Genomic DNA, 19,899 nt, shown 5'->3' on the forward strand with positions numbered 1-19,899 from the left:
CTTCATGCTCTGGTCCTCGTTGGAGCCAGAACGAACTTCAAGCTGGATTAAGCCCGAGGGGCAAGGTCACGCGCTACGACAAAACCGCCCGAAACTTCCTCGCAGCCGTCCTGCTTGCTGCCACTCGCCTATAGGCTAGGTTTGAGTCCACGGCCTGGGGCGCCTGACACGTGTCATTTCGCGCTGGCGGGATCGCGCTGTAGCAGGCCGGGAGCGCCGACCTCACGAGCCTCCAAATGCACCTCGTTCCGTGAAATCGCCAGCGCCGCGAGAACAGTCCGGTTGCTAATATCTAGCTTCTGGAAAATGTGATGAAGGTGCACTTTGATCGTACCATCGGTGATTTTCAGGCAACGCCCGATTTCCTTGTTCGATAATCCCTCCGACACGAGCCGCATGATCTGCCGCTCGCGGCCAGTAAGCTGCGTCAGCGACTTCTTTTCACCCGCCTGAGACTCCCCGCCGAGCTCGCCAGGACTCGCCGAAAGTGACGCCAAGCGTTGGCTCTGGGCTACCTTCCGTAGGGTCGCGACCAGCGTCTCCGGCTTGGTCTCCTTGGCAAGAACGAGGCAGGAGCCGTCCGCCACCAAGCTTTGCAACTCGCTAACGCCAGCCGCATCTGCGAAGAGAACCACCCGGGTGCCTTGGCTCGCGGTGCTTGCGAGAGCAAGAAGGCTGGGCAGACCTATATTAGGCATCGCAGCATCAACCAGCGCGACGTCCGGCACAAGAAGCCGTATTGCCTCGCTGCAGCTTGCTGCATTTCCGCAGGAGGCGACGATCGCAAGATCACTCTGCGTCGAAAGGAGGCTGCTGATCCCTTGCAAGACGATCGGGTGCCGATCCGCGATGACAATTCTGATGCGGCGCATGTTTCCTCTACCCGGAATCAAAACCCGCACGGAGCCGGCTTCTTCCAGCAACGTCGCTACTGATACGCGTTACACACATTGACCACAAAGCCAGTACGCGAAGTCAAATCCTGGCACCCGCTGCGGCACTTATCGGCCGCGACATCATAACTTGCTTTCGAAATGCGTGCAGCACCGTATGAATGCGGGCTCCACTCGAGCGACTGAACCGCGACAGATCCATTGGACAATTTTGAATAGTTGTGCCAAAGAAACTCTCGCAAAGATATATTACAGCTATATTATGGTCGCGTCCACCGCGAGTTATTACCGACGATATATAGCTACAATCGCGATTCAAATCTAACATTTAGCAAAGTTTCGCCTAAAGTTTGGCATGCCAACGGGAGGAGGCAAGGGACGTATACTGTGGGGCTTATCAAGACAAATGGCTGCAATCTTTTCGATTTTGGCCCTATCGGCCCCGCTCAAATGAGGAGCAACAATTTCTCCTGCGTCTGATTTCAACGGAAGCGGCCAAATAGACGCTTCTCGAACGGTAAAGGCTACAGCTGCAATTGCGGGACCCCGTTGAACGCTGATCAGCGAAATGGATCGGCATCCTCACCCGGCATAGTTTTGCCGAGCGGGTCGGAAGTGATCTTTGGTAATGAGTAGGTGGTCACATGTATTCTTCTGCTATTTTGCGTCAAACTCATCAGAATCTGATCGTCCAATTCACCGAATTACAGAACTTGCGTAGTCGCGTATTGAAGGCCGAGCAGCGCCTGTTTGGAAGGCGAGCCAGTCGGCGAATCGCCCGAAGACGCCCGCTCTGTCGGACCGCCGACCCGGCCCGGTAGCATCCAACAACCGTTGGACAGCTCTGTGTCTCGTCGCCGGCCGATCGTGCTTGCCGGACGGGGCTTCGACCTGATATTCCCCTCGTCCTGCGTTGAGGCTGGAAGTAGTTGGGGACAGCTTCCAATGAACAATGACGACTGGACGTCCGCCAGTACGGTGGAGCTGTGGCGACTGTACGACGAAGTGACTGCGGTCCTTGGCCGCAGAATGACGGCGGAAAAGGACAAGCTCGAAGAACGACTTCGTAGGCTAGAGGGGACTGCCGGGGGCCACGAGCAACACGCACGCCGCCCCTACCCTCCGGTGCTGCCAAAGTACCGGAACCCCAAGAACCCGTCCGAGACCTGGTCAGGCCGCGGCAAACAGCCCCGATGGCTGAAAGCGCAGCTTCGCGCCGGCAAGAAGTTGAATGATCTTCTGATCGACCGCCAATCCGCACTAAGGCCCCGCCGGACCGGCTGAGCCTCCGACGGTCGTCAGGCGGCTATGTCAGGGGTCGGGCCGCAGGCGTCAATTCAGCGCCTACCGTCCTCCTTCCCATTGGGACTACCATCGTTACCGCCGTTGCCGTAGCCATTGTTGCCCCGCACAATTCGCCCGCCCGAACGGGCGATAGCCGTGGAGGTCAGAGAGGTCGAAAGCAACATGGCCATCACCGGAGGAGTAACGGCGGCGAACTTTCCGCAATTTTTCAAGAAGTCACGACGATCTTCATTCTCTGTATCATAGTGCGGCATCGACATCCTCCTATCCCATTGTAGCACCTTATATTGCGCAATTAAGTATGTTAGTTTTAATATTTTAAATTGTCCACCTTCCGATTGCCGCATATCAAAGCGTGCCCAGGTCGCCTGAGCTAGACATAACAACTGCTCAGGTCACACGGACACAATCTCCCGGAATTAATTGACATTTATTTCCCAAAATTCAATAATTGCATTCAATAAACAAGGGCCGGAGCTTGGAATGAGTGCGGCACATGCGGCGGCAATCGAAGGCCGCGGAATTGCATGACGACGTTCCGCTCCATTCATCTATCTGAATCGGGATTGGCCCAAGGCTTACCGCGGCAGCCTCAATTTGCGGCCTTCGGACATGTCAGTAGCCGTGCGACCCGGCGCAGATCAATCGATCGAGTGCATGAGCTGGCGGGACCACCCGCGCGCGCTCTACACCTACTCCGGGCAGCACGCGATGGGATATCCAGAGCGCCCCAGTCGAAAATCTTGAAGGCGGCTTTTTCCAAGAGCAACAACGGGGCCAACCAATGACCGTGACCGGAACAACAGTCGCACCATTGCGACCTGGCGACGCGGATGCGAGAGCTCTTCACAGACCGGGCTTCTCGCCTGTTCGACTGCGAACGCTGATGAAGCTCGCTGTCGCGGAAACGGGGCTGGATATGTCGGGAATGACAGTGCTGACTGAAGCCGCGACCGGCGCTTATGCCGTGACTCCCGTCCTCGCTGCAATGGCCGGAGCCAAGCACGTCTACGCGTTAACCAAATCTGGTCGCCATGGGTCCGTGTCCGACGCCAAACGGGAGACTTTGGAGCTCGCGGCCCCCCTGGGCATCGCCGACCGCATCGAGATTCTGGAGAAGATCAGTCCTGAGGTGCTGCAGAACGTCGACATCGTAACCAACAGTGGCCACCTTCGTCCTCTTACGGCTGAACTGATCGACCAGCTGCGTAGCGATGCTGTGATTGCCTTGATGTTCGAGGCCTGGGAATTTCGTCGTGAGGACCTCGATATCGAGGCGTGCGCACGGCGCAAAATCCCGGTGGTCGGCGTCAACGAGCGACACCCCGCCGTCGATGTCTTCTCTTTCCTAGGCCCGCTCGCCGTGAAGCAGTTGCACGACTCTGGTCTGGCGGTCCTCGGCAACAGAATCGGCCTGCTCTGCGACAATGACTTTCTTGCCCCGCTGCACGCCGGGCTGGCAAGCTTGGGGGCGAACGTCGAGACGTTCAAGAACGTTGCGGCGGTCCATCCCGGCGCATGGGACGCCTTCGTTGTCGCCTTGCAACCAGCGGACACACCGCGCGTCGACCAAGCAGAGGCTGCGCACCTCGCCGCATGCGCCCCCGCCGGCGCCGTTGTGGTACAGTTCTGGGGCGACATCGATCGTGCGGTGCTGGCCGCCAATGGTCTCGCGGTCTGGCCCACCCAATCTGTCGGACGGGGCCATATGGGCATTCTGCTGTCGGAGATTGGTCCCGAGCCGATCGTACGATTGCAGACTGGTGGCTTGCGCGCGGCCGAATGGGTTCGCCGTGGCGGCGCCGTTACACAGGACAGTTTCGCCCAGCTCGTACCATGGTAGGAAGTGACATGACGGAACGACTTCAGCCCGATGTCGTGCTTCTCGCAGACGGACCGACAGGCTTCGCAGCGCTTCGCTCGCTGGCTGAGCAATGCCGTGTGGTCCAGATCTTCCGAAAGCCGGACCAGCCCGAGGCGAGCGCGTTAGCGGCATTTGCGAAAGCCCACGGCATCCCCGTCGCGGAGCTGCAGAAATTGAACCAGCTTCGGAAAACGATCGCAGAGTTGTGTCCGGCGGCTGTTGTGATCTCATCCTTCGATCGGATCATCCCCCCGCAGATTCTCGCGTTGTGTCGCTTCCTCAACGTACATTATTCGCTTCTGCCGCATTATCGCGGCCGCGCCAACGTTAATTGGGCAGTCATCAATGGCGAGACGACCGCCGGGATCAGCATTCACGTGGTGGTCCCGGAGCTTGATGGCGGAAATCTGCTGTTTCAGCAGGCCATCCAGATCGGCGCGAACGACACGGTCACCTCCCTCTACGATCGCCTTAACGCGATTCAGGAACGTGAGCTCGGTGGTGTCGTTGTACGAGCGATCACCGGCTACCAAGGCACCTCTCAAGATACCGATCACGCCTCCTATGGCTGCGCCCGTGTTCCGGAAGATGGAGAGATAGACTGGCGGCAGCCCACCGCTACCATCGATCGTATGATCCGCGGCCTAACGCCGCCATTTCCCGGTGCCTTCACCCATCTCGATGGGCAGCAGCTCATCATCGTCAACGCGTCGCCGCGGCTTGACGCACCCAGCTATATCGGCCGCATACCAGGCCGAATCGTAGGGCGGTCACCTTCCGAAGGCTGGGTGGATGTGCTGACGGGCGACGGCGTCCTGCGCATGTTCAGTGTTCTTCACCCCATGTCCGAGCGACCATGTGCTGCCGCTTCCGTCGTCGGATCGACTCGAGCCACCCTGGGTCTGTCGCGCCTAGATCTTCTCCGCCGGATCGTCTCGCTTGAAGATAGGCTCGCTTCGCTCGAGCAGCTCAAATGCGCTCTCGAGTAAGCGCAACCGTTCTGGCCACGGAGGGCTCAGGGCTTTAGCCCTAGTACCTCACACGCCTTCTCTTCCAACGATGGCCCACAGTCTGTCACGGCCGGGGCTTTGGACCCGAACCCAGCGATAGGGCGTTCGCGACCAGGGCTGGATCTGTGGCGTGAGATTGTCGAGGACGAGATCGCCGCTCCTGGTACGCACGAGGAGCACCAGATGATGCTCACCGGAACTCAAGACGACTTCGCTCAATAGAAGGACGCGCGCCGGCCAGCCGCGCCGAAGCAACTCGTGGCGCTTGCTCACCGCGTAATCGTTGCAATCACCACGCGAGGGGTTGATGGTCCACGTTTCGCCGACAAGACCGAACTTGTTGCGAGCCGGCTCTATCGCTAGATTGACCGTGCGATTGATCTCCCGCAGGTCCGCCCATCGCTTCTCGGTCAACCGCATCGGCCCGCCCCGGAAGGAGCGCTGCGGGCGACACTCGGTCTCATAGCGAAGGCAAAACATCGTGTAAGTAAGGGGCGGAAGTGCCGGGCGGCCCAACTCGATGTGCGCAATATCCGCTTGGGGGACCCTTGGCATGGCCAGCAATGCCGCTCGCGCCCAATGAATGCTCCCAATCATGATCGCTATGGCTGCCGCAATGACCGGGCCCGAGGTTCCTTGCATCTGCCGATCCCCCTCCGAACTCCAAACTGTGTCGGGTCCAGCGGCACCGATGCGCTTGACCGCACAAAACGCTGCTTTAATATAATTATTTAACTATATCCGCCTCATTTTAAATCTCAATCAATATTTAATTAGACCGCAACAAAGACAGGACAGTTGCGAAGTAGCGCCTGCAAGAACGAATATCGGAATAAATAGGAGGGAATGGAGCGAGACACCTCGATCGGCGCCGCCTACGATAAAGCGCAAATCGGTTAGGATGAACCGTCATCGCGTTCTAGGTTATTGTGCGCGGGCGACGCAAGCCGCGCTTCGCACAATGCGGGCGATTATTTGTCATTCCTATAATATTATCGTCGATCTGAATATTTAGACCAAATCGTCAAACAAGCTTCCTCGCGCAAGACCGACTTCACATGCCAGTCGAGCTACTCGTCATTCTGGGAGCTGAAGCTTCGATACTCGCCTGCGTAGCCGCAATGAGCCTGCACGCAAAACGAATGGACGTACTGAGCAGACGATCGTTTGAGCGGCCCATCGTCTTTCCCAGAAGCAACAAGCATCTCGCGCGGTCGATCCGTCGAAAGGCGCGCGGTTTACGGAGGTTGACCGGGAGGTGGGCGATCTCATCACGTTCGTCTCATTGGATCTCTTGCGGAGCAATGATAACCAGGATGCTGCGGCGAATCCTTCAAACCAGACCGCAGACGCCGGTCCGGTTTGAGACGCGCGCTTGTTGGACCAGCACGCCCGCTCCCGGTGCTTGCGGCCGCCCGGCTGACTTTCAGGAGCTGATCGCAACACCAGCGCCCAAGGAAAGGGCGCCAGTCCCGACTACATGCAGTCGAGTGCGGCTGCCATCCTGCACCAGCTCAGCGCTCCTTGAATGCCCGCCCGGCCTGATCCTGCAGCGGCTTGAGCAAGTATGAAAGCGCGGTCCGACCTGCGGTCTTGATGAAGACCTCCACCGGCATGCCTGGCATGAGCTTTGCCGAGCCGAGCTTCGCCAGCTCGTCAGGCTTCAGCAGGACGCGGCCCGTGTAGTAACTCGTGCCGGCGCGCTGATCCTGCGTGATATCTGCCGAGACCATGCTGACCTCCCCGTCGATTTCCGGCGTAGTCCTCTGGTTGAACGCGGCAAAACGCATTGTCGCGGTCTGCCCCACATAGACCTGGTCAATATCGCGTGGTGCGATCTTGACCTCGACCGCGAGCGAGTCTGCGTCAGGCACAATCAGCATGATTTGCTCGCCGGGTGAGATTACACCCCCGACCGTGTGGACGCTAAGCTCGTGGACGCGGCCGGATTGTGGTGCCCTGATATCGATCCGCTTGAGCTGATCGACCGCTGCAGTTTTGCGCTCGCCTAGCTCGGCAAGTTTCGAGCGAGTTTCTATCAGGTCCTTGCCGACCTCCGTCCGCAGATCCTGGTCGATCTGAATGATCTGGAGTCCGATTTCGGAGATCTTGCCCTTCGACTGAGCAATCATTCCGGCGAGCTGGCTGCGCTCACCTTCAATGCGGGCGGAGTCGCGCTCGAGGGAATTGAGCCGCGTGATCGGCACCAGATTCTTTTGCCACAGGCTGCGCACGCCCTCCAGCTCTTGGCGGATGAACTCGACTTCCTTCTGCTTGGCCTCGGTCTGTCCCGTATAGCCTGTGATCTCGTTTTCCAGCTGCGTGCTTTTCTCCTGCAACTGCGCTTTTTGACCGCTCCTCGCCTGGCGGCGCAGGTCAAACAGCTTCCTCTCCGCGGCAATTGCGCGGCTCGCTTCGGAGTTGCGCTCCTTGGCCCGATCGAGCAGCACCTTGGGAAATTCGACCTTGTCGGAGCCATCGCGCTCGGCCTCGAGACGAGCCTGCCGCGCCAGCAGCTCATCTATGCTGTTGGTGACGATCGTTGCATTCGCGAGCGTCTGGGTCTCGTCGAGGCGGATCAAAACGTCGCCTGCATTGACCCGATCGCCCTGGCGCACGCGCAACTCTCCCACAATCCCACCAGTGGCGTGCTGGACTTTCTTGACGCTCGAATCCACCACGACCACGCCCTGAGCGATCACCGCGCCCGACAATTGGCTCGTTGTCGCCCAACCGCCGACCCCAAAAGTCACCAGACCGAACATGATCATACCGACAATCATGTAGCGCTGGATGGACTGCATCGCTGGTGCCACCTCGCCGTTCATCGGCTGCCTCCTTGAGTTTCCGCGACCACCTTGAGCGGTACGGGAGTTCGCAACACTTTCCTCAGGACCTCCTCTCTCTTGCCGAAGGACTGAACCTTGCCTTCCCCGAGGCACAAGACATGATCGACGCCTTCAAGCGCCTTCGGACGGTGGGCGACAACGACGACAATCCCGCCACGGCGGCGTACGTTCAGGATCGCCTCGGTCAGCGCCTCCTCGCCCTCGGCGTCGAGATTGGAGGAGGGCTCGTCCAGCACGACCAAGAAGGGCTTGCCGTAGAAGGCACGTGCCAGCCCGATACGTTGCCGCTGCCCTGCCGACAGCGCTAATCCTCCCTCGCCGATCTTCGTACTGTAGCCGTCCGGAAGCGAAAGGATGAGATCGTGTGCGCCAGCGGCATGCGCGGCCTCCAGAACAACGGCGGCCCTTGCTTGCGGATCGAAGCGTGCAATGTTCATCGCAATGCTGCCGTCGAACAATTCGACGTCCTGAGGCAGGTAACCGATGTGCTTGCCAAGGGCGTCAGAAGACCAGTGATCGAGTGCGGCGTTGTCCAGCCGTATCCGGCCTCGCATGCACGGCCACACCCCAACCAGCGCCCGTGCCAGCGTCGACTTTCCAGATCCGCTTGGACCGATGATTCCAACTGCCTGCCCGCTTCGCAATTGGAACGACACGTCACTGACGGTGGGCCTCTCCGAGTTTGGGGCGCCGATATAGAGATTCTCGACGGTGAGATTTTCGACGGGAGGAGGCAACGCCAGCTGCTCCCGCTCGCTTGGCAGAAGCTTCAGCAAATGATCGAGCCGTTGCCCCGATTGCCGCGCAGAGACGAATCCTTTCCAGTTCGCTATGGCCAGTTCAACAGGCGCCAAAGCCCGCGCGGTGAGGATCGACCCGGCGATGATGATGCCGGCCGTCGATTCCTGGTTGATGACGAGGACGGCACCAACGGCAAGAACCAACGATTGCAGAATCGCTCGGAAGATCTTGGAGACGCCCCCGAGGCCGCTTGCGACATCGCTGGCTCGCTCATGGGCCGCGAGGTACTTCGCGTTGACATCGCGCCAACGCAAGGCGGCCTGCTGCCGCATACCCATTGCCTGCAGAACCTCCGCGTTGCGCCGTCCCTCGAGCGCGAGGGCTGTTCGCGAGACCGCAAGACGTGTGGACGCCTTTGCCGGGCCTCGCGTGCGTGTTTCCGCGAGGATCGTGATACCAACCAGCATCAAGGCGCCCGCCAGCGCAGTGACACCAATCCAGAAGTGAAAAAGGAAGCAGACGCCGAGATAGATCGGCATCCAGGGCAGATCGAAGAGCGCCGTCGGCCCTCCGCTCGACAGGAAGCTGCGGACCTGATCAAGGTCGCGCACCGGCTGCAAGCCATCACCGTCGGCTCTGGTCTTCAAAGGCAAGCGAACAAGCGCGTCGAATATGCGAAGGCTGAGCCTTTCATCGAAAAACCGACCGACCCGGGTGCTGATCCTGCTCCTGACGAGATCCAGCCCACCCTGAAACAGATAGAGAACCGTGGCCAGAACCATCAAGGCGATCAGCGTCGGTATGCTGCGCCCGGGCAGTACCCGATCATAGACCTGCAGCATGAAAAACGAGCCGGTGAGCATGAGGAGATTGCTCATCCCGCTGAAGGCCGCGAGAGCCCAGAATATCCGGCGGCAAGACCGCAGGAAAGCCGACATCTCTGACTGCGGCTCCTCATAGTCCTCCACCGACCGGGATTGGCCAGCGAACATCCGTTGCCGAAGGGCTTCAACCAAACGCCTTGCCCAGCCGACTAGTCGCGGCGTCGGCAATTCGGCGCTGCCGGCCCACTGCCGTCCGGCCGACCATAGTCCTGACAAATGCACATTAAGTGGAACTCGACAAAAACTTGCGAGCGGGGGCATCACCCCCCGCCGTCCAACGTCAGTCATGACACCCGCCCTTTAAATCACGCCTGTGTCGGGGGATCCCTCAAGTGATCCCCCGAGGCAGCTGTTGAATACTAGCCTGTGTGGTTGGCTTGGCTCCTACGCGAAGTGGAAGTCGTGGCTGCTCAAAGAATCGAGCTTGGTGTTCTTCAGCGTGAGGGTGTCGCTCCCCGTTGCGATGACGACGTCCTGGCCGGATTGGGCCGCGTGGGAGAGAACGCTCGCAAAACTGTCGAACACACCCTTGCTGAACTCGATCGTGTCGTGAGCAGGTCCGCTGGCAGTGAAGCCCTTGATGACATCGTTGCCAAAATTAGCCGCAAACGAGAAAGTGTCGGCCTTGCTGGTGCCAACGAGGACGTCATTGCCTGAAGTGCTCGCCTGTGTGTTACCGCCCGTCGAGCTCGAAGTCGCGACGACCTGAGCGGTGCTCGTGGACGACGTAGCTGCGGTGGAAGCACCGATCTGCCCGTCGCCGTTGAGATCCTGATGAAAGGTCGTCTCCAGCGATTTAAGGGCAGAGCTCGTACCTGACACGGTGCCGCCCGACCCAGAGCCGGTCAGGGCCACGTGGGAAACGTAGTTACCGTTGCTGTCGGTGTTCCAGGCCGTGTACTGACCCGTGCTCCCCTCCTTCCAGACGACCTGATAGCCCGTCGCAGTCTTCTCCGCACCAATCGGCGCCCAGGTGTGATCTGACCCGTCGACAAAGTCCACGCCGTGATTCTTGAGCGTGGGGCCCGATCCGCTGCTGCCGTTGAGATAGAATTTGTCGTTGTTCTCAACGAGAGTTGTCGCACCAGCCGACTCGATTACCTTACCGGCAGTCGGCGAGGTCGGCGAGGTTGGCGAAGTCGGTGTGGAAGCACTGGACCCACCGATCTGCCCGTCGCCGTTGAGATCCTGATGAAAGGTCGTCTCCAGCGATTTAAGGGCAGAGCTCGTACCTGACACGGTGCCGCCCGACCCAGAGCCGGTCAGGGCCACGTGGGAAAGGTAGTTGCCGTTGCTATCGGTGTTCCAGGCCGTGTACTGACCGGTGCTCGCCTCCTTCCAGACGACCTGATAACCCGTCGCTGTCTTCTCCGCACCAATCGGCGCCCAAGTGTGATCTGACCCGTCGACAAAGTCCACGCCGCGATTCTTGAGCGTGGGGCCCGATCCGCTGCTGCCGTTGAGATAGAATTTGTCGTTGTTCTCAACGAGAGTTGTCGCACCAGCCGACTCGATTACCTTACCAGCAGTTGGCGACGTCGGTGTGGTTGGCGAGGTCGGAGTGGTTGGGGCCGTGGTGCTGATGGTGGCCGTGAACACGGTGGACGCCGCGCTGGTGTTGCCTGCCGCGTCCGTTGCCTTCGCCGTAAGGTTGTGCGCACCGGCCGCAAGGGCGGCGGACGTATAGGCCCACACACCGCTACTGTTCGCCGTCGCCGTCCCGATCTGGGTCGTGCCGTCGAACACCTTTACGACGCTGCTCGCTTCGGCATTGCCCGACATCACCACCTGATTGGCGCTGTTCACCGTATGTGTGGCCATTGTCGGCGTAGCCGGCGCCTTGGTGTCGACCGTGATTGCCAAGGCAGCCGACGCCACACTGGTCTGCCCCGACGAGTTGGTAGCCGTTGCAGTGAGCGTATGCTTGGCGTCCGTCAGGACCTTGGTGATGTAGTCCCAGCTGCCGGACGCATCCGCCTTGGTCGAACCGATCTGTGTCGAGCCGTCGTAAATCTTGACCGTGGCGTTGGCCGCGGCGGTGCCCTTCAGCTCGATAGCATTGTCGCTGGTTATCTTGTCGTTGGCGACACCCGTGTCGTCGGAGAACGATGCGATAACGGGGGCTCCCGGTGCGGTGGATGTCGGCGGAGTTGGCAAAGACGCCCCCCCTTCCACCGGGAAAGGCGACGGGATCAGCGCGCCCGGAACGAGCACACCATTCTCGATAGTCGCGTAGCGAACGTTTTCCCACTGCGTGATGTGTATGTTCGCGTTGACCTCCTGAAAGAGAAACGCATCATACTGGAACGGTCCCACGAAATACACATCCTTGAGGGCGACGTAATCGTCGTGGCCAGCTCCTGCATCCGCGGCAATGCGCAGGCCGTACGGACCGCCTTCGAACATCACATTATTGAAGGTGAAGTGTCCGCTGTAACCATCCGCTATGAACATCCCCGCGGTTGCAGAACTGGTGTTGTGGGAGACAATTGCCGTATTTGAGATCGTGACATTCCCGCTCCCGCCTGGATCATAGATCTGAATCCCGTCGGCGTGATCGGCTCCAACTCCCAGCGTTTCGATATACGTATTATTGATGTTTATGTCGCCGCTACCCGCAATGCGGACGCCTTCTCTTGCGTCAATACGGACGTGATCGAGCGTGAACGAGCCCACGCCGGCAACGGCCGCATCGCCGCTGTCGTCGGTAACGCTTGCATTCGAAAGCGTCGCACCGTCTTGAAGGTAGGTCGAACTCGGCTCAGTAGTGCCGCTAAACATCGGGTCATTCCAGCTAAGAGGAATGGCTGCCATCTAGTGTTTTCTCCTGGATTAATTGTCCCTTGGCACGCGCCCAATTCCGATCACCCGAGCGACGATACCCCTAAACGCGACGCTGCTGGGCAGCGCCGTTGGACCCTCTTTAGTCGACGGGCAGAGGCTTTTTTGCGACGACATGACGGCCCACCCGAGGTGATTTCTTAGCTGCCTGGCCAAAGTCACTCCGCGCGAATTTAATGCAGCGCGAATTTCTTTAGCACATTCAGGTTTTCGCACAGGAGGCGTACGCGACAGGAAAACCACACATACGAAGGAATACTAGGTTGCGCTCCCCAATCTCGTTCATGCCGCGATTCGCCGCAAGATGCAGCTCAACGAGAACTGACGCTTCCCGCAAAGCAGCACGATTAAATAAGCTTCAGATAATCCCGCCGCGCGCCCGGAAACTATATACTTATTGAGCGGGTTATTTACCCATCTAAATAGACAATTATCGTCCCGTTAGGTGCGATTGGCGCCGGACGAATTCGGAGGATGTCGGCATCGGGCGCGACCGCCATATCTGGCTCGAGCTCAGGACTCGAGTGGGATTGCAGGTCAACCGAGCTAATGTGGCCGGGGTGCGACATCGGGCCGACCTGTCTTGCCTTTGGCACCGTCCAGCAAACCCGCGAGAGCGATCCTTCCGGCCGACAAGGAGCCTTTGAGCACATATCGGGCGGCAAACAGCAGCCCGACTCCGAAATGGCAGATCCAACGCCATCCCGCAAAGCGTCGAGCGAAGAGAATGCTGTTGCGGGCAGACAGATAGATCGAGAGATGTGAGCGCTTCTCGGGGGCAACAGCCGAGCCGATGGTCGTTCCTCCAACATGGCGAATGAGGGCTTTGCTCGCGAAGCCGATGCGGTACTTTCCCCGCCGGCGCCCCCAATCCAGATCTTCCATATAGAGGAAATAGTCCTCGGCCATGAGACCGACGTCTTCGACGAACGATCGCGTTGCCAGAACACACGCGCCGCTTATCGCGTCAATCCTGGCAAGGTCATCGGATGATGGCGCGCTCCCCACTGGCGCGTTCCTTCCTATGGCGATGACCCTTCCCGTTGTGCGGGACCAATGCAGTCCGTAGTTGATGATCTTGTCTGGGGCGCTGTCGAAGACCAGGCTTCCACCAACCATGCCGAATCCCTCAGCAGACTTGGCAATCAATTCAGACAGGCTCCGGCGCTCCACCTCGGTATCAGGATTGAGGACAAGCACTGAATCCCAGCCGAGGACGCCGAGTAGTGGCTCGAGCCAGGCGTTGACACCGCCTCCGTAGCCGAGGTTCTCGGTTGCGAGCCCTAGTCGTACGACAATCGCACTGTTCTGAAATCGACATTTCGTCACTGAGGCAAGTCGCTTGTGTGGCCGATCAAGTGCACTCGCTCCATCCGAAGCTCGTTGCAACGTTCGATCCGCCCCCACGAGCGCAGTCAACAATTTCCCGTAGGCTGCTTCCCCGCCATTCTCACAAATGAAGACCTCAAAGTGATCCCAATCCGAACGACCGAGCGACTTCAAGCAACGATCCACATCATCGACATTGCAGTATGAGACGATGATGACGGCAAGTTTGACGCTGGCGGTCGGCATAGCCCCAGACACCTTATGTCGACACTGACGAACGACGGCCACCACCTAAAGGCCGGAGCATATCTGAACGAGGCCTCCGACGAGACCCCGGCCCCTGATGAAGACGGCCGCCTCTTGTCCGAGCCCCTTGCGTCGGAGAAACCCGATCCGTTCACGCGGACCCGGCTCTGTGTCGATGCCCGCCCCCTGCGACACCAGCCCGACATTTCGATAAATAATCTTATTTGCCGAATCTACCTATAGCAACGCAAAAAAACAGCCGTCGCCATTTAGACACCGGGAATAAGGCCCTAGGTTGGTCCGACATGGATCGCGATCGAAGCAGGTGCCGCCCCCTTCGGATTGCCGATTCTTCGACGGATACGAACTTCCGAATGCGGCAGCCAGCGAGTGATCGCTTTGGCTTCTATCCGACCAAATGCCAGCTGGCTAGACTTCCCGCTTGCTGCCTGACTATCCCGCGTCAGTGCAATTATGCAAAAATAGCGAACGCATTTCGTCACCGATATTCCGGTTAACTCGCGCAATGCATACTGTATTTCATAGTATAGTACGCTCTTATTCCCAATCACTCGCCGCGCTCGCCTTGCAAGAGCCATATTCGCGAACATCACTTCGGCCGCTCCGCAAGTGCCGGAGCCGGCACGTGCTCTAGGTGTTCGCGGCTCACGACCGGGGCGAACGCGATCCGCCCGACGAACTTCAGGAACCGGAATAATGACCACTCTCTGTGCAATTCCGCAGCTATCCGACAGATTGGGACGTCATGCTTGGGGGGCGGATAGTGCTCGGCATCGGTGAACCTGCGCCTTGGTTCCTGGCCGCGAAAGATGCCGGCGAGATGGTTCACTTCGATGAACTTGGTGGCCGCTATCTCGTGCTCTTGTTCTTCGGCCAAGCAGCCCCGCCCGTCAGCGAAGCCTTGGCCGAGATAGAACGCTGCCCGCTTTTCGACGGAGATCGCGCGCTCTGCGTCGCAGTGAGCAACCGCCGCGAGGATTTCAGTGAAAGCGCCCTGCAAAGTCGTGCGGGGCATCTCTATCTTTGGGATCGGCAGGGCGACGGCATACAGCGATACGGACTGACCCCGCCGGTCCAACCGGTAGCGTTCATCCTTAGCCCGGCAATGCAGGTCATTGACGTCGTAACGCTGAACGATCCCAGCGTCTTTTTCGCCCACATCCACTCGACGCTGACATTGCTCCTGTCGAACAACGATTGGGAGGGCAATGCACCGGTGCTGATCGTGCCGCAGATTTTCGACCGTCCATTGTGCGAGCGCCTGATCAATCTTTACGACGAAGCGGGCGGCCGCGAGATCGGTGCCATCGAGCGCAAAGGCGAGGCCCTCAAACACTTCAATCCGGAATTCCGCAAGCGCCTGGACTACTACATAGCGGACGAGGCGACGGTCATACGTTGCAGAGAGCTGCTGGCAACCCGCCTGTTGCCTTTGGTTTTCCGTGCCTTCCAATTCAGAACCACACGCATCGAGCGTTGGCTCGTTGGATGTTACGATGCGAAGACCGGGGGATATTTCCGGCCACACCGAGACAATACTGTAGCGATCGCTGCGCATCGCCGGTTCGCGCTGACCATTAACCTCAACGACGGCTATGACGGTGGCGATCTGGTCTTCCCGGAATATGGCCGCAAGACTTACCGTGCAGCGATAGGCGAGGCCATCGTATTTTCATGCTCGTTATTGCACGAGGTCACGCCCGTTTCGAGCAATCGTCGCTACGCTTTTCTGTCGTTCTTGTACGACGAGGAGGGAGAGAAGATGCGCGTCGAGTCGTCGGCAAAACTCGACCGTTGGCGAGCCCAGTGCCACTCTGAAAAGAGCGATGATCGCCAAATGTGAATATATCGGACCCGATTGGTTGCCAAGATGGACGACACCGAGGATATCGTCGCCCGGCCGCGCGCTTCAAAAATTCAGCCCTCCGAAGCTCGATTCAAAAAAATCGACAACGTGCTTTCGTGCCAACAATGCGTTCAAGCCCGCGATCTGCCTTTCACCGATAACAGGATTGCTGACCGATTTGACGTTCGCCGCAAGATTCGCGGGATTGGACGAGAAAAAAATGACGATCCCGTTTGAATTTGCTTTCAGCGCATGCGCCAGAAGCAGCTGAGCCAGTTTTTCCGAATCACGCGGGTCTACCTGCGTGAGCGACTGCCATTCATCTGCCATCCGCTCATCCGACTGCAAGCGATCGAGCAATATGTTGAATCGACTGGTGAGTGATGAGTGTGTAATCACGAGACCGTCTATTGCCGGAAGTTTTCGGACATTCATATTCCAGATGGCACTCGGGATCTGGACAACGTCAAAAAATCCTGCGTGCTTCTTCAGGATGGAGATCGTCTCTCCTATGCCGGTGGCAATGCCAACGGCGCGAATCCTTCCTCCGCTCTTGAGATCATGGAGATAATGTAGCAGGTCTGTTTCCTCTAGATCGGCGGCCGTGCACTCGTGCAACAATAGAATGTCGAGGTAATCAGTACGCAATTCCTTGAGACTTTTCTCGACACTGTTTCGGAATTCCACAAGTCCAAATGCTCCGAAACGCGGTATCGAGGTTGACGGTACCGGCACGTGACACTTTAAGCTTGGCGCAACCTTGTGCAAAAGCCGAATGCCGCGACCCATCGCGCGTACATGAAGCGCTCGACTTTGTGGAAGGATGCCCGCCTTGCTTGCCAAAACCAGGCGTTCCCGCTTGCGCGCGGTCAACTCTCCCAAAATGCCCTCTGCGCGACCGGCACCATACATTCGGGCAGTATCAAAGTACGTAACACCACAATCCATCGCTGTTTCGAGCAACCTAAGTGCGTCACGACGCGTACGGCGCTTGCTCAACAATGCACCGGATCCAAAACCCAGCGGGAGCATGTTTCGTGGAAGGATTTCTTGGATCGGCTTGACCATGGCAACCGTCATGCGTGGTGTCTCCGGCTACCCAAATACGGCTTCTCGCTTTGTTTGGGTGACCGCGCTCACGGCGTGATGACATGCGCGCGCGGTCAGGGCGAGAATGGTCAAGGTAGGATTTTGGGTCCCCTGTGACGGGAAACAGGAGCCGTCTGTGACGTACAATCCCTGCGCATCCCAGCATTGATTATTTGGATCGAGCACGGAGGTGGCCGGATCCGTGCCCATCCGGGCGGTCCCGCACTCATGAATCCCGGTACCTGGGGGGCCAGGCTTGCTATTGATGCGGCTGAGCGTCACGCCAGCCACGGCGGCGATTTCGGTTATCGCTGCAGCCTGATCGCGGGCCTGCGCCAAGTCCGCATCGTTATGACGACAGTCGATATGCAGGATGGGGATGCCCCATTTGTCTCGTCGTGTGGGATGCAAGATTACGCGATTTTCGGGACGAGGCAGCATTTCGCCGAAACTGACTGCCGTAAAATGGGAGCGCCCGTTCCCGCCCGCGAACTGATACAGTTGCACGCCAAAACCTCGCCCGCCTTGGGGCGCAGGCCTGTCGCGAGCATCGAAGCGCGGAAGGTAGACCGCGCATCCGTCCTCAAGAACAGGGCCCGGCCTCAGCGGCGCTCCCCCACCCCATCCAGTTATGACGATATGGTCCATCAAGTTGCGGCCCAGTGCATCAGATTCTGCGCCGAGTCCCTGAATCCCCTTTGCCGAATGCGAAAGCAAGAGGATGCGCGTCGACTCCAATGACGACGCGCACAGGAACACCAATGGCGCGCGAGCATGTACATTGGCGCCACTCTGTTGATCGAACCAGGAAACGCCTCGCACTCGGCCCGACCGGTCAACATCGATCTGCTTTACAACTGCCCCCTCGCGGCATCTAAGACGGCCTGTCATAGCAGCACCTTCCAAGGCGTCCAGCGGCGGCGCAAAACGTGTAAGCATCGGCCGCGAGTAAGGCCATCGCGCGCCAATCGCTGCCATGAGAGCTGATTGATTAAGCGTGGGTTCGAGTTCTCGCGAGAGATGACTGTCAGGCTGCCATGGCACGGCTTCGGATGCGCCGGCTAGTCTGAGCCGGCGCTCGACCATCGAATACCAAGGATCCAGCTCACATGGCTCAATGGGCCATGGCGCGCTCAATCCGTCACTAGGCGTTAGATCGGAAGAACTCAGGCGATAGTACTGCCGGCCATGCCCTGGAAGGCCTACCCGTCCGCCGAGCGTACGCGCGCGTATCCACACGAACGGCTGATTTGGCGGCGTCGCATACGGGCATTCACGGTCATCCACAAAAGCTTCCGGCACGCGCCCCCAAATACTGCACCGAGATTGGACGGGCTGGCGGACCAAACCGACGCTCCGCAAGGCAATCTTCCCCAAGGGAACAGCCTGGGGGGGAAGCAAACGAAGTAGGGCGGGGTCGGCGAGCCTTCGCGCAATGGCGCCCGTAGCACGGCTCAACGAAGAGCGTCGCGCCTGACGCCATCCGGCCTCAAGCACAAGCACGCGCAGGCCGGCTTCAGCGAGCAAGAGTGCCGCCAATCCACCGGCGGCTCCAGCTCCAACGATTATGGCATCTTGCGCTCCGACGGCCTGCGACTCGTCGACCGTTGTGGTCCGGAGTACAGCATCGAGGGCTGGCCCGATCTGCATGAAACTACCTCTAGGGCAACAATTTACGGGATAATGCAATCGTAGCGCGCATCATCATTGAATGGCCGACATCTCTAATATAATCTACCATTAAATGTATAATTTTGATACTACGCGGGACTGGGATCTTTTTCAATTCTCGGCTCACCTACAAACGCCCTGAAGTGTAAACTATTAAGCTATTGGAGTCATTGGCAAACAGGCCAATTCCGTATTAGTCGCTGCGCCGAGGACAGAAAATCAATCAACCGCTTCACAATATAATCTCGCCGGAAATGGTCTCGGCAAGGTATTCAATTCGCTCCAAGCGACCTCGCCCGAATTGCGGGCGCAATGATGGCTCGACGAACTGAGATTTTAGATTCAACGCGCGCAAGCCGCTCTGGGAGGTTCCATGCGCTACCTTATGACGGGGACCCTGCTGCTGACAGGGGCCGCTATTGCGCAATCGACGGTCACCTCGACGCGCCTTGAGGCAGAATGGACATGCCCAGGTTCACCGGAAGCAGCCCATTCGTTCCTCCTGAGAAATAGCCAAGAGGCGGAGGCGTGTAGAAGCGATGCTTCGGCTGCTCTGGGGCCAGTCTTAAAGATGGGCCACGAGACCGATCGGATTACGGCAATGGTGCTTGTGGCCAACGATCCTCTCCCGCCCTTTGACCCTGCAGTTCATGCCGCGCCTGACCCGGTGCAAAGTTCGCCTGGCGTTCCGTTGAGCTTCGACGATCCCGTGTACGCCAACGTTACCAACAACACGAGCGGTATCAACTTGCCGCCCAACTCTTCCGGAACGGACCTGTCGATCGTGGAGAACTCGGGGGACTCGACGGTTGTCTGCAAGGGCTCCTGCACCCTCACGCGGCTTCGCATTCGGTCACGAGAAGGTGTTCGCTGCATCAGCGGCGATATTAATATGTCGTGGGTCTATATCGAGGCCACAGGGATCGAAGGTGATCACGCCGACGGGGTGCAGTGCTACGCTCCGGGTTCTACAGGCACTGTGACCGTCAAGAACTCCACGATCAAGATGGCCGGAGTCACGACTGCAGGCTACTTCTCGTCCGACGACTGGCGAGGCTCGCACGTTTTCGAGAACGTGTTGTTCGACGGCGGCAGTTTCGGGCTCCGCATCCCGGCAGATGGCGGCTCCTCCGTGAGTCTGAAGAACGTCTACTTCGTGCGTGGCTCCTTCCGCTACCGACCATTCATGTTCGACGTGGTCAAGGGAAGGCGAATCAACATCGTGGAATGGGAAAACGTGCGCTGGGCGACTTGGGAGGGCAATCGCCTCGTCCTCGGAAGCCCGATCCCGCGACCGTAGGCCGCGCAAA

Annotated in this window: 14 protein-coding genes and 1 pseudogene; 5 read left to right on the plus strand and 10 right to left on the minus strand. The window is 58.7% G+C overall.

What is annotated here, in order from left to right; translation table 11 throughout:
- Positions 1-173: 173 nt before the first annotated feature.
- The gene (locus ACM42_RS08765) at positions 174-872 is read right to left on the minus strand and encodes a LuxR C-terminal-related transcriptional regulator (protein ID WP_271527553.1); all 699 of its coding nucleotides are present in this window, start codon (positions 870-872) and stop codon (positions 174-176) included.
- Between the two features lie 966 nt (positions 873-1,838).
- Here ACM42_RS08765 and ACM42_RS08770 point away from each other — a divergent pair.
- On the plus strand, positions 1,839-2,177 hold the full coding sequence (locus ACM42_RS08770) for an H-NS histone family protein (protein WP_271527554.1): 339 nt from the start codon (positions 1,839-1,841) through the stop codon (positions 2,175-2,177).
- Between the two features lie 53 nt (positions 2,178-2,230).
- Here ACM42_RS08770 and ACM42_RS08775 read toward each other — a convergent pair whose 3' ends face one another.
- On the minus strand, positions 2,231-2,458 hold the full coding sequence (locus ACM42_RS08775; RefSeq protein WP_271527555.1) for a hypothetical protein: 228 nt from the start codon (positions 2,456-2,458) through the stop codon (positions 2,231-2,233).
- A 626-nt stretch (positions 2,459-3,084) separates the two neighbouring features.
- Here ACM42_RS08775 and ACM42_RS08780 point away from each other — a divergent pair.
- Together ACM42_RS08780 and ACM42_RS08785 are read left to right on the plus strand one after the other, a co-directional pair.
- The gene (locus tag ACM42_RS08780) at positions 3,085-4,041 is read left to right on the plus strand and encodes a hypothetical protein (protein WP_271527556.1); all 957 of its coding nucleotides are present in this window, start codon (positions 3,085-3,087) and stop codon (positions 4,039-4,041) included.
- Positions 4,042-4,049: 8 nt separating this feature from the next.
- Positions 4,050-5,051, plus strand: a complete 1,002-nt coding sequence (locus ACM42_RS08785; protein WP_271527557.1) for a methionyl-tRNA formyltransferase — start codon at positions 4,050-4,052, stop codon at positions 5,049-5,051.
- Between the two features lie 48 nt (positions 5,052-5,099).
- Here ACM42_RS08785 and ACM42_RS08790 read toward each other — a convergent pair whose 3' ends face one another.
- From ACM42_RS08790 to ACM42_RS08810, 5 genes are all read right to left on the minus strand, one after another.
- Entirely contained in the window at positions 5,100-5,714 is a 615-nt protein-coding gene (locus ACM42_RS08790) for a transglutaminase-like cysteine peptidase (protein ID WP_271527558.1), read from the minus strand.
- 872 nt (positions 5,715-6,586) lie between these two features.
- Positions 6,587-7,900: an HlyD family type I secretion periplasmic adaptor subunit gene (locus tag ACM42_RS08795; RefSeq protein WP_271527559.1), complete on the minus strand. Its 1,314-nt coding sequence runs from the start codon at positions 7,898-7,900 to the stop codon at positions 6,587-6,589.
- On the minus strand, positions 7,897-9,654 hold the full coding sequence (locus ACM42_RS08800) for a type I secretion system permease/ATPase (RefSeq protein WP_442868913.1): 1,758 nt from the start codon (positions 9,652-9,654) through the stop codon (positions 7,897-7,899). The genes ACM42_RS08795 and ACM42_RS08800 overlap by 4 nt, the downstream gene beginning before the upstream one ends.
- A gap of 276 nt (positions 9,655-9,930) precedes the next feature.
- Entirely contained in the window at positions 9,931-12,360 is a 2,430-nt protein-coding gene (locus tag ACM42_RS08805) for an Ig-like domain-containing protein (protein ID WP_271527561.1), read from the minus strand.
- A gap of 573 nt (positions 12,361-12,933) precedes the next feature.
- Positions 12,934-13,962, minus strand: coding sequence for a glycosyltransferase family 2 protein (locus tag ACM42_RS08810; RefSeq protein ID WP_271527562.1), 1,029 nt, complete (start codon positions 13,960-13,962; stop codon positions 12,934-12,936).
- A gap of 784 nt (positions 13,963-14,746) precedes the next feature.
- On the opposite strand from ACM42_RS08810, the gene ACM42_RS08815 reads away from it, so the two are divergent.
- The gene (locus tag ACM42_RS08815; protein WP_271527563.1) at positions 14,747-15,826 is read left to right on the plus strand and encodes a 2OG-Fe(II) oxygenase family protein; all 1,080 of its coding nucleotides are present in this window, start codon (positions 14,747-14,749) and stop codon (positions 15,824-15,826) included.
- Positions 15,827-15,892: 66 nt separating this feature from the next.
- On the opposite strand, the gene ACM42_RS08820 is transcribed toward ACM42_RS08815, so the two are convergent.
- The 3 genes and pseudogenes from ACM42_RS08820 to ACM42_RS38675 form a co-directional block, all read right to left on the minus strand.
- Positions 15,893-16,909, minus strand: a complete 1,017-nt coding sequence (locus tag ACM42_RS08820; protein ID WP_271527564.1) for an aldo/keto reductase — start codon at positions 16,907-16,909, stop codon at positions 15,893-15,895.
- Positions 16,910-16,924: 15 nt separating this feature from the next.
- Entirely contained in the window at positions 16,925-18,004 is a 1,080-nt protein-coding gene (locus tag ACM42_RS08825; protein ID WP_333921555.1) for a GMC family oxidoreductase, read from the minus strand.
- Between the two features lie 327 nt (positions 18,005-18,331).
- A pseudogene (locus ACM42_RS38675) lies at positions 18,332-18,568 on the minus strand (FAD-dependent oxidoreductase); the annotation flags it as partial.
- Positions 18,569-18,962: 394 nt separating this feature from the next.
- Here ACM42_RS38675 and ACM42_RS08830 point away from each other — a divergent pair.
- On the plus strand, positions 18,963-19,889 hold the full coding sequence (locus tag ACM42_RS08830) for a hypothetical protein (protein WP_271527566.1): 927 nt from the start codon (positions 18,963-18,965) through the stop codon (positions 19,887-19,889).
- Positions 19,890-19,899: the final 10 nt, after the last annotated feature.

Origin of the sequence: Bradyrhizobium sp. CCBAU 25338, from assembly GCF_028128965.1 — a bacterium.
GTDB classification, from domain to species: domain Bacteria; phylum Pseudomonadota; class Alphaproteobacteria; order Rhizobiales; family Xanthobacteraceae; genus Bradyrhizobium; species Bradyrhizobium liaoningense.

Coding starts and splice junctions, on each gene's coding strand:
- ACM42_RS08800 (WP_442868913.1), bottom strand. CDS start 9,654: ATGTTCGCTGGCCAATCCCGGTCGGTGGAGGACTATGAGGAGCCGCAG.
- ACM42_RS08825 (WP_333921555.1), bottom strand. CDS start 18,004: ATGGTCGAGCGCCGGCTCAGACTAGCCGGCGCATCCGAAGCCGTGCCA.
- ACM42_RS08785 (WP_271527557.1), top strand. CDS start 4,050: ATGACGGAACGACTTCAGCCCGATGTCGTGCTTCTCGCAGACGGACCG.
- ACM42_RS08810 (WP_271527562.1), bottom strand. CDS start 13,962: ATGCCGACCGCCAGCGTCAAACTTGCCGTCATCATCGTCTCATACTGC.
- ACM42_RS08820 (WP_271527564.1), bottom strand. CDS start 16,909: ATGACGGTTGCCATGGTCAAGCCGATCCAAGAAATCCTTCCACGAAAC.
- ACM42_RS08830 (WP_271527566.1), top strand. CDS start 18,963: ATGCGCTACCTTATGACGGGGACCCTGCTGCTGACAGGGGCCGCTATT.
- ACM42_RS08775 (WP_271527555.1), bottom strand. CDS start 2,458: ATGTCGATGCCGCACTATGATACAGAGAATGAAGATCGTCGTGACTTC.
- ACM42_RS08780 (WP_271527556.1), top strand. CDS start 3,085: ATGAAGCTCGCTGTCGCGGAAACGGGGCTGGATATGTCGGGAATGACA.
- ACM42_RS08805 (WP_271527561.1), bottom strand. CDS start 12,360: ATGGCAGCCATTCCTCTTAGCTGGAATGACCCGATGTTTAGCGGCACT.
- ACM42_RS08790 (WP_271527558.1), bottom strand. CDS start 5,714: ATGCAAGGAACCTCGGGCCCGGTCATTGCGGCAGCCATAGCGATCATG.
- ACM42_RS08765 (WP_271527553.1), bottom strand. CDS start 872: ATGCGCCGCATCAGAATTGTCATCGCGGATCGGCACCCGATCGTCTTG.
- ACM42_RS08795 (WP_271527559.1), bottom strand. CDS start 7,900: ATGAACGGCGAGGTGGCACCAGCGATGCAGTCCATCCAGCGCTACATG.
- ACM42_RS08770 (WP_271527554.1), top strand. CDS start 1,839: ATGAACAATGACGACTGGACGTCCGCCAGTACGGTGGAGCTGTGGCGA.